This window comes from Ruegeria sp. BB10 (assembly GCF_056535725.1).
Genome location: NZ_JBQFIW010000003.1, coordinates 150,453 through 162,727, shown reverse-complemented (window position 1 = coordinate 162,727; position 12,275 = coordinate 150,453). Strand labels below are relative to the sequence as shown.

The following is a 12,275-nucleotide window of genomic DNA, read 5'->3' as shown; positions in this document are numbered from 1 at the left end:
TCAGGCGTTTAAAAATTTCTCGACAAACTCGGCCCGTGCTTTGGCATACCACGGAGCTTCGGCCAGCCACGGGTTGAGGCTGGCCAACGCGTCGCCCGGATAGGCCTCGGCAAAGTTCTTTCTGAACTCATCGCCCGCGAAATCCTCGGCGCCTAGTACGGCTGTGTTATATCCGTTCACTGCAGCGGCAGCTCCGGCTGGCTCAGGTCGGTACAAATAGTTGATGAACGCATAGACCTGTTCGATGTTTTTCGCACCGACCGGCATTGCAAGACCATCCACCCACGCCATCGCTCCTTCGATCGGAGCCTGATAACTCACCGGTTCCCCTGCTGATTTCAAAGCCAGCGGCGGCCCGTCCCATGTTTGCCCCACAACCACGCCGCCATTAAGCAAGCCGTATTTCTGAGTTTCAGCATCGTTCCAAATCAGCTTGATCCGATCCCTGCGTTCAATGCACCAGTCCGTGATCTGGTCCCAGACCCTGCGCATGGTGTCTTCGTCGTCATAGGCATCCCAGACGGACTCGGGCTCCATCTCACCCAAGCGTTCCAAATACAGACCCGCACACAGCATCATCGAATGCGCACGACCCATGGTCATGCCAGCATTTTCCTCTGCCCAAACATCACCATAGGACGGGGCCGCACCTTCGGGCGACCACAGATCGGTACGGTAGGCTATGCCCTCAGTCCCCCAGATATGCGGCAGCCAGTGCGCTCCGCTTTTGTTGAAATTCCAAGCGTCGGTCCCAATTCTGACCATGGAAGGGTTAACCGCGTCCAGATTCACCTTATCCAGATCAAACGGTTGCAGCAGGTCCAGCGGCGCCCATTGCAAAGACCGCATGTTGGTAGGCGCGACAAGGTCAAACCCCTGGCCATTCGACGCAGTCATCATGTTGAGGATTTCTTCGTTCGATCCGATCCCGATATGATTGACCCTGATCCCCGTTTCCGCTTCGAACCCTTCCAGAAACACAGGCGGCAGGTAATCCGACCACATCACCACGTTGATCTCACCCGAAGAGGCCAGCGCGCTTTTGCTGTAAAGCGGAGCCGCCAAAACAGCCGCGCCCGCGCCTTTCAGCATCGAGCGTCTGGAAAGGGTTTTCCGTTCAGCCATTTTGATTCTCCTGCTATTGAGTTGTTTTGCAGCCTTCTACTTGCTGCCAACAGGAATGTGGACTGGCAAGATCACGTGTCCCGCCAGATTGAAACCCCATAGGGTGGGATTTCAGTGCCCCCAACCAAATAGGCATGTGGTTCGTCAGTCGGTAATGACAACCCATCTGCCCCGAAATTGAAGGCAAATTTCAATCCTCCGCGACGTGTGATCCGCAGATCCGGTCCGCAATCCGTGACGGGAAGGCCCGCCCAGCTTAACGCGTCCGAAAGTATGGCATGCAGCAATTGGCCGCGTGGGATCATTGCCAGATAGATCGCTCGGTCCGAGCGTACAATCGCCGGGCTGCCATCCCGGTATGCGCTGCTAAACTCTGCCGTTACCATTCCGCTGGTGTCGATGATTTCCCGCCAACCGGTGAAGTCATACGTCGTTCCGTCCTGCAAGCGCACCGATTCCTGCGCCAGTTCTGGTAGCGATTCCACCCGCAAGACCGTCACACCGGTAAGCTCAGCCAACGCTCCGGGCGCAAGGTTGTGCGGTGTGTGCATGTCGGGTGTCTTGCTGCCCGCGCGCGCGCCGATCAGCAGTTTCGCCCCACTGTCCCGCAGTTTGTTGGCCAGATCGTTTGGAACGATCATGCTTTGCGGGACAACAATCAGGGCATACCCGTTCAGCTCATCTTGTGGCCCCACAAAATCCAGATCGACCCCAAGCGCGCACAGCCCGGCATACCATTCGCGGATGACCTGAGCATTTGGGAAGGCATCGTCATGCGGCAGGATATCCGCCGCCCAGATGGATTCGTAATCCAGAATTATGGCCACCTGCGCCCGCTCACGTACCACGGCGGGCAACAAGTCGCGCTCTGCCGCGACCTGCGCCAATTCCACGGCGGCCTGATCCGGGCTGCCGTCCGAACGCAACAATGCTGTGTGATACTGTTCCTGCGCAAATTTAGCCTGTCGCCAGCGAAAAAACATCACCGCCTGCGCGCCATGCGCATAGGCTGCCCAGGTCCACAGTCGCACCATCCCGTCCGCGGGTGAGGGGTTTTTCTCGGCCCAGTCCACCGGGCCGGGTTGCTGCTCCAACACCCACATCCGCCCCTTGCCTTGAGAGCGATACAGATCGCAGTGAAACCCCTGATAATCCGGCGCGCCAGTCCGCAAATAGCGGTGCTTTTCGTCGTCAGACAGGGTCGAGCCCAACAGATTTCCTAAGGGGTAACTGTCGAAGCCAACAATATCCAGATCGGCGGCAACGGCATGGTGATCGAACTCAAAACTGCCCGCCATGAAATTATGGGTGATGTCCCGACCCGGCGCGTATTGACGCAGCACATCCACCTGCGCGCGGTTGAAAAGCCGCACCCGGTCCGAGGAGTATCGCGCAAAATCCAGTGCATGGGTTGGGTTGGGGCTGGCCACCAGCCCGTTGGGCAATTCGATCTGGTCAAAGCTGGAATAGGCAGATCCCCAGAACACGGTCCCCCAAATTTCATTCAGTATCGCGATCGACCCGTACCTATCCGCCAGCCACCGCTGGAATCCGACCCGCGCCGCATCCGAATAGCTAAGCACCGTGTCGTGATCGTTATATTCATTGTCGATCTGCCAAGCGTGAACATAGGGGTTCTGGCCATAACGACGGGCATATTCGGTGGCAATCCGGCGGGCTTCGGCCAGATAGAAATCGCTGGAAAAGCAATAGTGCCGCCGCGATCCAAACCTTCGCACGCGCCCGTCCGGCCCAACTGGCAGAATTTCCGGATGTTCGTCGATCAGCCATTTCGGCGGGGCGGCGGTGGGCGTGGACATCATCACGCGCAGGCCTGCCTCGCCCAGAATGTCGATCACCTCATCCAGCCAATCCCAGTGGAAAACGCCGCGCTCCGGTTCAATCAGGCCCCAAGTGAATTCGGCGATGCGCACCCAATCCAGTCCCATCTCGACCATTCGCTGCGCGTCTTCACACCAGAGCGACCGGTCCCATTGTTCGGGGTAATAGCATACCCCAAGTTCCAACCTGCTCATCGATCTTCCCTTGCCGTGCGGCGTTCGATCCATTTGAGGAAGCTGGCGCAGCCCAACGTGATCACCACATAGAGGATTGCGGCTGTATTAAACGGCGCAAAGGGCAGAAAACTGGCGGCCTGAAATTCGCGCATCCGCTGGGTCATATCGCGGACTGACAGGATCGACAGCAGTGAGGTATCCTTGATCATCGCAATGAACTCATTGCCCAAGGGCGGCGTGACGATGCGCAGCGCCTGCGGCAGGATGATCAGCCGCGCAGTTTGCCAGCGCGAAAGACCCAGCGAGCCACCAGCCTCGATCTGACCCCGTGGGATGGCCTCGATCCCGGATCGGAAAATCTCGGCCATATAAGCGGAATAGCCGACCGAGATCGCGATGATCCCGCGAGTCATATTGGTCATATCGATACCGCCACCCGTGGCATCTTTGACCGCCCCAGCCAAAGGCAGACCGATATAGAGGATGATCACTAGCATCGGAATGCCACGGATCGTGTCCACGAAGAACTCGGCCCCTACGGCCAGCGGATGCAGCTTGTGCTGCGCACCGCCCACCGTCAGCGTCAGCAATAGAAAACCAAACACGGCAAAAGCCAGCGCTGGGTTGCGGTACTGATCCGGCAGGAATTGCGTCTGCCAGATCACCGGATAGCCCTTGGTGTTGGCACCGACCGGGACAAAGGCGCCCGACACGCTGTCGACGGTTTCGATCTGTTCCACCGCGCTGGCAGCGTTTGGGGCGCTACGGATGCGGTATTGTTGGTCTTCGCCCCCGTCGAATTCACCAAACCTGATGATGTCGGCCTGCGCCTGCGGGGTGCCGCGCACAATGGCGATGCGCGCATCCAGCGTACCTATCAGTTCGTATTTGACCTGTGGCTGCATGAAGAAAAACGCCGATACACCCAGCAAAGTCAGGCTGATGCAGCCATAGACAACAGTCGTGCGCGCCTTGGGTTTGAACGATTGCAGCCCGACCCAGATCAACCCCAGAATGGCGGCGAAGATATAAGCAAAAATGGCGGCGCGAAACGTGATCGCCACTCCGGTTGCAAATTGCCAATGGGCCATAAACATCAGATAGAACAGCGCGGCCCCGGTCAGGATTTCAAACCCAAGCTGAGCAAGTCCCTGCGCCCTGACGGGCAACCGGCCCGACAGCAAAATACCTGCAACCACAAGCGCATAGATTAGCAGTAACACCTGAAGACCTGTCTGAACCTGATCAACAACGTCTGGAAAAAGTACCCAAGTCTGCGCGGAGCGGTCGATCAAGGTCGAAGTATTTTCGTTGAGCGCATGAAAGAAGACGGACTCGGCAAATGGCATCAGCACCTGCGGCGCGACGAAGACCAAGACTGCCAGCGCCAACGCTGCGGGCAAGGCCGCCCATGCCGAGATACGCACCCAACCCGGCGCCGTCTGAAACCGCGCGTTTCGGGCGCAGAGATATCCCAGAATGGCCACCGCAAGAACCAGCAGGAACCCGACAAAAATCGGGCCGGCATTATTCCCGATCCCGAGAATTGCGATCAAAGAGCGCAGGTATTTTGAAGAGGTAGCGAACAGGTAGATAATGAACGGGGCCGCGGCGAGCAGAACAAGATTGCTCGGGCGGATCGAGCTTAGACGCTTCATGGGACCTCACTGCAAACAGGCGGCCCGGTTGCCATCGGCACCGGGCCGTTTCGGATCGGACAGGTTTATTCGGTGCCCCAGTATTTGCCGACCAACTTGTCCAGCGTGCCGTCGGCCTTGATCGCTGCCAGCCCTTCGTTGATGGCGTCGACCGTTGCGTCGCCTTCCTGAAACACGATACCCAGCGGGTCGGATTGCAGGCCGGTGATGCCCACGGTCAGCTCACCCGCGAACTCCTGCTCGTATGCGGCGGCCGAAGTGCCGTCGATGATCACACCCTGCACATCCGCATTTTGCAGTGCCAGGATCGCGGCCGAGAAGTTGTCATACAGGCTGACATTTTCGCGCCCTACTAGATCCTCGGCCAATTGCGCGTTGGTGGTACCGGTCTGCGCCGCCAGCTTCTGACCACCGGCTTTGAAATCCTCAAGCGTCATGTCCGCATTGTCGACCTGGAGCAGAATGGCCTGACTGACCACAATGTAGGGTTCTGAAAAATCCATCGTCTCTTCGCGTTCCGGCGTGATTGAGACGCCCGAGATCACCAGATCGAACTCACCCTGCTGAAGCGCGGCAAAGATGCCGTCCCATGCGGTGTTGACGAAATTCGGGACGCAATTGACCCGTTCGCAGATCGCATTCATCACATCCACATCGAAACCCACGATCTGACCGGTCGTCTCATCGACAGTTTCCATCGGCGGATAGGTGGCGTCGGTTCCGATTTTCAGAACGCGCCCGTCAAGGTCGGCAGCAAAAACTGCGGGGGCTGCTATCGCGGTCACGACCGCTGCGGCCAGTAGATTTTTAAACACCTTCAAGTCCTCCTGAGTTGGTTTACGTGGTGGGCGCCTTATGCGGCGCTGGGGTGTCAGGTTGGCGCTCGATCAGCGTGGCCCTGATCTTTTTCTGGATCTCGGACGGGCCGGCCCCGTCCAAAGCTCTCAACATGTATTCGCCCAGAAGACGGCTGGTTTCTTCGATGGGCACATAATAGGTGCTGGGCGGGGGTACGAAGTATCGACTGAGTTGCAGATCATCGGTGGAAATCACCACCATTTCCCGGCCAATCTGCACACCCGCAGCATGGGCTGCGGACAAAACGCCTAGTGTCATTGCCTCATTCGCGCAGATACAGGCCGTGGGTCGGTTGCTTAGCTGCATCAGAGCCTCAAAACACAACTGCCCAGTACGAGCGGTTGTGGGGCCATTGAAAATCAGCGCTGGGTCAGGCGCAAGGCCACTATTGGCCAACGCCTGTTCGTATCCGGTTTGACGTTGTGCTGCATAGATCAGTTCGGTCGGGGGGTTTACCAGTGCAATACGCCGATGCCCCAACCCCACCAACCGCGCGGTTGCGTCAAACGCAGCCGCCTGACTGTCGAAATCGACATAGGCATGGGGTGACTCGCTGTCGCTCATGCCCATAGTCACGAACGGAAAGCTATGTTGCTGTAGAAAAGCGATGCGCGGGTCGCCCTGCAATGTGCCCGAAAAGATGACACCATCGGCCAAACCGTCCTGAACAATCCGCTCCAGAACGGCCATGGCATCCGACAGGTCAGCCACGTTGAACACAGACATCTCGTATCGCGAACCCTGCAAGGACGCCGAGATACCGGCCAGAATGCGGGTGAATTCTACCCCTTCCCATTCCTCTGCTGCGCCAGGTGACACGCTAACCAGCACCGCGATACGGTAGGATTTGTTGGTGCGCAGCTTCAAACCGTCCATATTGACACGGTACCCGAGACGCGTGGCTACAGCCTGAATCTCTTGGCGTGTTTCTTCCCGAACTGACGCAGCCCCCCGCAGCGCGTTCGAGACGGTGCCAACGGAATAGCCCGTCTCCTTGGCGATCGACTTGATCGTTGCGCGCGCCATTATCCGACCTCCGAAGACATCTGTCCCATCAGAAACTTTCGCCCCGTCCGCAAGGTCTCGGCGTGGTCAGGCGTTTCATCGTGTTCGACAAACAGATCGCTGCAGGGGCTGTTATTCAGAATGCGCAACAGCCGGGGCCAATCGACCACACCCTGCCCCAGATTGCGCCAGCGATCATCACCCTGCCCCGAAGCCGGTTCTGCATCCTTGGCGTGTACTGATACGATCCGCCCCGCGTACCGCTGCAACACCGCGGCCGGTTCCGGCACCGAGACGGCCAACCATCCTATATCGGGCTGCCAATGCAGCGTGTCATGCGCCAAGATCAGGTCCAAAGGCGTTTCTCCAACAGGGCCAACCAGGTCAAAATCATGGTTGTGATAAGCCAGTCGAACCCCCTGGCCCGCCAATCGCGCCGCCCAGGCAGAGAGTTGGTCTGCTACATCCTGCCATCCCGCGACCGTGCCGGGGCGGGCCTGTGGCGCCAGCCATGGCATCACGGCAACCGGGCAGTTCAAAAGATCAAGCAGGGTCAGAATATCGTCAAACCGGGTTTCGAATTCCTCCCAATCGAAATGCGCCGAACGGACGGTCAGGCCCGACTGCGCAACTTGCAACGCCATGTGTTTAGGGGACAGATCGTGAAATCCAACCGTTTCAACATCCGCAAAACCGCAGGCGTGGATCAGATCCAACTGCGCAGCCAGATCCCCGAGCTGCCTGACGGTATAAAGCTGTGCCGCTATACGCATCTGCTTACTGGATGTCTTTCGATTGAAACGTTTCAATAACGTTGAAGCAGCAACACCCCTTTTGTCAAGATTCGGCCCAAAGGGGCTGGTATTTCGCCAGAAGTGCTGACAAAACACACTAATCCATCCATGATATCGCTAACATCTAGAATGCATCGGGCCGACCTGTTAGGTGGCGGCCCAACCGGCGCAAACAGGTTTTGACCATGAATTACACCCGCTCCGATTTCCCAAAGGATTTCCTCTTTGGCGTGGCAACCTCAGCGCACCAGATCGAACAGGAATTCGATCTGGTACACGAAGCCGGGTTTGACTGTTATCAATTTTCAATCAATTGGGCCCGCGTTCTGCCCGAAGGGCGCGGGGCGATGAACGAGACCGGGCTGGACTTTTACGATCGTCTGACGGACGCGCTGTTGGCGCGTGGCCTTCGACCGTGCGCAACACTGAATCACGGCGAATTGCCTGCAGCGCTGGCGGATCTGGGCGGATGGCGAAACCGCGCCATCGCCGATTATTTTGCGGATTTCACCGAAATCATCATGGGGCGTGTCGGCGACCGTATGTACAGCGTTGCACCGATCAGCATCCCGGCTGGCATCGGCAGATTACACAATTTCGCTAACCAGATACTCGACACCGGAAATACCCGCGCCACCGCGCGGGCAATGCACCACATGCTGTTGGCCCATGGGTGTGCCATCGAGGCGATGCGAGGGTTGGGCATGACCAATCTTGGGGTTGTGTTCGATCAAACACGCGCGGAACCGTCCAAGGACCCCGCCACCGATTTGCTTGGTGACATCCTCAATCGGTTCTGTCCGGCTGGTGTTTTCAACAAGACCTACCCTACAATGGCGCTTGAATCGCTGGAGCGTCATCTGCCGTCAAGCTGGCAGGGCGACATGGAAACCATTGGAACTGGCGTTGATTGGTGCGGTCTGACCTTTGACACGCATTGGCCATCTGCTGTGGACCTGAGCCGTTTTCAGCACGACTACACCCAAGACAGGCCGATCCTTGTCACCGGTATGGCTGGCCGCGAAACTTCGCACGGGGATGGGTGGGGTAACGATCTTACCCAACACCTATCGGCAGTACAGGACGCGCTGAAACAGGGTGTTCCGGTGAAGGGGGTGTTTATCCGGTCTGTGCTGGACCGGGGCAATTGGGCCCCTTACGACGCTGAACCGAAAGACGTGGTCGACACAGTCTCTAGTGCGCCAGAAAGCAAACCGAAGGTGTCGTATAACATCCTTAAACCCGTCCTGTCTGGTGGCGCGGTGTCATTGCCTCTGGCTCAACCACCTGGTGCCATGCGCGCGCATTGGAACTTGGTCGCGGATATCGGCGGAACCAATACGCGCTTGGGCGTGATCGCTGACGGAAAGCTGACCGATCTGCGCAAATACCCAACCGGCACCCTGCCAGAATTGCTTAACGCCTTTCACACCCTGCGCGATGAGATCGGCACCGATCCACGCGCCGTGGTGGCCGCCGGGGCCGGGCCTGTGAAGAACGGGACGATCCGCCTGACGAATGCAAAGCTCGACCTGTCCGAGGGTGATATCGGCAAGGCCACGGGCGCGCAGCATACCTTTGTCATCAACGACTTTACCGCCGCTGCTTGGTCGGTGGCCGAAATCACAGGCGATGATGTCGAGGTGTTGCAAGGCGCCGCGACCCCACCCCCTGGCACCCGGTTGGTAGTCGGTCCCGGCACAGGTCTTGGGGTTGGGGCGTTGCTCTACTCTGAAGGCCGATATCACACCGCATCTGGTGAAGGCGGCCATATCGGCCTGTCACCGCGCCATGTGGATGAGGTCGAGATTTTCAAAGCCGCCCGGCACATCGCGCCGGATTGTTTCTTTGATGAAACTTTGGTCCTTGAGGCGGAAATGTTCCTTAGCGGCACAGGTCTGCCGATCCTGTACCGTGCGGCCGGTATGGCCGCCGGACAGGCCGACACGCCAATGCGCAGCGCCAAGGACATTCTTGATGACGCGCGTACGCAGACAGACCTGATCGCCGAAAAAACGGCGCATATGTTCACCACCCATCTGGGCGCAGTGATGGGTGATCTTGCCGTCGTGCTGATGCCTGTGGGCGGTGTGTTCCTTGTGGGCGGTGTGGCCGAGAAAAACCGCTGGCTCTTCAAGGAAGCCTTCCGCGATGCGTTCAACGCGGGCGGGCGGTTCAGCGAATTGCGGCGATCAATGAGCCTGTATGTTTCGGAACAGGACGAATTTGGCATTGTTGGCGCTAACAATTTCTGTAAAAGTGCGCTCGCGCATTAATATGATCGCCTGATCCCACAATACAGAAAGGACCCGGCATGATCCTGTGCTGCGGTGAAGCTCTGATCGACATGATCGCCACCCCGACCATTTCGGGCGGTGAAGGCTTTGTGCCCCATTCCGGGGGCGCGGTCTTTAACACTGCCATTGCCTTGGGGCGGCTGGGGTCGCCGGTTGGACTGCTGACTGGCCTGTCTTCAGATATGTTCGGAGAGCAATTGGCCGAAGCCCTGAAGACCAGCCATGTGGATGCAAGCCATGTGATCCGATCAGATCGCCCCACGACGCTGGCCTTTGTGCAGTTGAAGGACGGGCACGCCTCTTACAGCTTTATCGACGAAAACTCGGCGGGTCGCATGCTGATGCCCGAGGATATGCCGGATCAGCTCCCCGCTATTTCGGCGCTGTATTTCGGCGGAATCAGCCTGGCGTGCGAACCCTGCGCCGACGCTTATGCCGCATTGTTGGACCGGCAAGGGGCGGATCGGGCGGTGATGATTGATCCCAATATCCGGCCCGATTTCATCAAGGATCAAACCCGGTATCGCACCCGTCTGAACCGGATGATCGCACAGGCGGATATCGTAAAGGTCTCGGACGAGGATCTGGATTGGATCATTCCCGGCCCGGAAAGCATCACTGAGAAAGTGCCGCTGTTGCTGCAAGCCGGGCCTGCCGTGGTTATTGTAACGCGTGGCGGTGACGGCGCGTCAGGCTATCTGGCGGACGGGTCCGAAACCTCAGTCCCCGTCCGACCGGTTCAGGTTGTCGATACCGTCGGTGCAGGTGACACGTTCAACGCTGGTGTGCTGGCCGAGCTGGAGCGCGGCGGGCAACTGACCAAAACCGCGCTACGCACCCTGAGTACCGAAAACCTGCGCGCCGCATTGGCCAAAGGCGCAGAGGTTGCAGCCATCACCGTTTCCCGCGCCGGGGCCAACCCTCCCTGGGCGCACGAGCTTTGAACCCCAAAGAGATCTAAATGAAACGTTCTGACATCAACACCATCAAAACCGAGGCCGATGCCTTTATCCGTTCCTTCGGTGCGGTCCTGCCCCCCTTTGCCAATTGGTCGCCTGACCAAATGCGCAGTGACAAAGCCGCAGGCATTCGCGAACGCGGGCTGGGTTGGGACATCACCGATTACGGGCAGGGTCGCTTTGATGAGCTGGGCCTGTTCCTGTTCACCTTGCGAAACGGCGATGTGGGTGATCTGAACAGCGGTCGGGGCATGCTTTATGCCGAAAAGCTGCTGGTATCGCGGGACAAACAGCTGTCGCCAATGCACCGCCACATTGTGAAAGCCGAAGACATCATAAACCGCGGCGGTGGTGATCTGGTGATGGAGATCTATGCCTCGGACCCGCAAGGCGATATCGACCGTGAAAATCCTGTTGTTGTGCCCAGCGACGGTTGCCCCGTCACAATTCGGCCCGGTGAGTTGCTTCGCCTGAAACCCGGCGAAAGCGTCACTCTGATGCCCGGCATATGGCACGCCTTCTGGGCCGAAAAAGGTGATTGCCTGATTGGCGAGGTCTCGACCGTCAATGACGACCGAACCGACAACGTGTTCGAAGACCCGATCCCGCGCTTTGCAACCATCGAAGAAGACGTCGCGCCGGATTTCCTGTTGGTCGCGGATTACTACTCTTGATACGCAGTTTTCAGGCTGACCTGACCCGCAAAATGATAAGTCGCTTTTCTTAAACCGGAAAAACGCATTAACATGGGCTGCGAAACCGTGGGTGGGGGTTCCAACCCCGACCTGTTAGCGCAACAACTGTTAGGGGGCCGGTCCAATGGTCACGAAAGCCGAGCTTGAAGCGCAAGTTGCCGATCTGCGCCGCCAACTGGCCGAGCAAACTGCGACCCGTGAACAGGCACAAAGGCCGGAACCACACGATACTGTGGCCGACAGGATTGCCGAGAACATCGACAACTGGACCGGACAGCTTGAAGAAGCCCTGACCGAGTTGGAGGATCTGCCGCACAAAAGACCGATCCTGTTTGCGCTTGGCATTTTTACGCTTGGCTATCTGCTAGGCCGATCCCGGTAGGAGCCTGAAAATGAGCCGCATTTCCCGCAATATCTCGATCATTCTGCGCGCCGAACGGTTGATTGCCCAACGCCACGTTGCTGTGGCCGCACGGCGTACCGGCTTTTACGCTGCGGCGGGGCTGGCCGTGGGGCTGGCTGTCATCATGCTGAACGTGGCCGGTTTTTTCTGGTTGTCCGCAACCCTGTCCAAACCGCTGGCCGCGCTGATCATGGCTGGGGCCAACCTGTTGCTGGGTGTGATCCTGGTGCTGATGGCCAACACGCAGAACGCGCAGGCAGATACGACAGCCGCGGTCGAATTGCGCGATATGGCACTGTTAGATATCGAGACCGAGATCAAAGACACTCTGTCCGACGCACGTAACACCGTGACAGGCATCCGGCGCGACCCGCTGGGTGCCCTGACACCCGATGTTATCAGCGCCATTCTGAGTACGCTGATCAAATACGCCAAGCGTCGCAAAGACAATCCCGAGCAATAG

At 58.2% G+C, this 12,275-nt stretch carries 11 protein-coding genes; 5 read left to right on the top strand and 6 right to left on the bottom strand.

The window, feature by feature from the left end:
* From ACR3EP_RS20960 to ACR3EP_RS20935, 6 genes are all read right to left on the bottom strand, one after another.
* Positions 1–1,125 carry an ABC transporter substrate-binding protein gene (locus ACR3EP_RS20960; protein WP_480639310.1) on the bottom strand — a complete coding sequence of 375 codons (1,125 nt, stop codon included), beginning with the start codon at positions 1,123–1,125 and terminating at the stop codon, positions 1–3.
* Positions 1,126–1,196: 71 nt separating this feature from the next.
* Positions 1,197–3,161, bottom strand: coding sequence for a beta-galactosidase (locus ACR3EP_RS20955; protein WP_480639309.1), 1,965 nt, complete (start codon positions 3,159–3,161; stop codon positions 1,197–1,199).
* Positions 3,158–4,801 (bottom strand): amino acid ABC transporter permease, encoded by a 1,644-nt coding sequence (locus ACR3EP_RS20950; RefSeq protein ID WP_480639308.1) that lies wholly within the window; start codon positions 4,799–4,801, stop codon positions 3,158–3,160. Before ACR3EP_RS20950 ends, ACR3EP_RS20955 begins: the two co-directional genes overlap by 4 nt.
* A 65-nt stretch (positions 4,802–4,866) precedes the next feature.
* On the bottom strand, positions 4,867–5,616 hold the full coding sequence (locus ACR3EP_RS20945) for a basic amino acid ABC transporter substrate-binding protein (RefSeq protein ID WP_170349916.1): 750 nt from the start codon (positions 5,614–5,616) through the stop codon (positions 4,867–4,869).
* Positions 5,617–5,638: 22 nt separating this feature from the next.
* A complete protein-coding gene (locus ACR3EP_RS20940) occupies positions 5,639–6,685 on the bottom strand; it encodes a LacI family DNA-binding transcriptional regulator (RefSeq protein WP_480639307.1) in 1,047 nt (348 codons plus the stop codon).
* Positions 6,685–7,437: a sugar phosphate isomerase/epimerase family protein gene (locus tag ACR3EP_RS20935; protein ID WP_480639306.1), complete on the bottom strand. Its 753-nt coding sequence runs from the start codon at positions 7,435–7,437 to the stop codon at positions 6,685–6,687. The genes ACR3EP_RS20940 and ACR3EP_RS20935 overlap by 1 nt, the downstream gene beginning before the upstream one ends.
* A 206-nt stretch (positions 7,438–7,643) precedes the next feature.
* Here ACR3EP_RS20935 and ACR3EP_RS20930 point away from each other — a divergent pair, with 206 nt between their 5' ends.
* The 5 genes from ACR3EP_RS20930 to ACR3EP_RS20910 all read left to right on the top strand — a co-directional run bounded on the left by ACR3EP_RS20930 (position 7,644) and on the right by ACR3EP_RS20910 (position 12,275).
* Positions 7,644–9,734 (top strand): family 1 glycosylhydrolase, encoded by a 2,091-nt coding sequence (locus ACR3EP_RS20930; protein WP_480639305.1) that lies wholly within the window; start codon positions 7,644–7,646, stop codon positions 9,732–9,734.
* A 38-nt stretch (positions 9,735–9,772) separates the two neighbouring features.
* A complete protein-coding gene (locus tag ACR3EP_RS20925; protein WP_480639304.1) occupies positions 9,773–10,699 on the top strand; it encodes a carbohydrate kinase family protein in 927 nt (308 codons plus the stop codon).
* Positions 10,700–10,716: 17 nt separating this feature from the next.
* Complete coding sequence (locus ACR3EP_RS20920; RefSeq protein WP_480639303.1) at positions 10,717–11,388, top strand: D-lyxose/D-mannose family sugar isomerase; 672 nt, start codon at positions 10,717–10,719, stop codon at positions 11,386–11,388.
* A gap of 145 nt (positions 11,389–11,533) precedes the next feature.
* Positions 11,534–11,791, top strand: a complete 258-nt coding sequence (locus ACR3EP_RS20915) for a hypothetical protein (protein WP_170349923.1) — start codon at positions 11,534–11,536, stop codon at positions 11,789–11,791.
* Between the two features lie 10 nt (positions 11,792–11,801).
* Complete coding sequence (locus ACR3EP_RS20910; RefSeq protein ID WP_480639302.1) at positions 11,802–12,275, top strand: hypothetical protein; 474 nt, start codon at positions 11,802–11,804, stop codon at positions 12,273–12,275.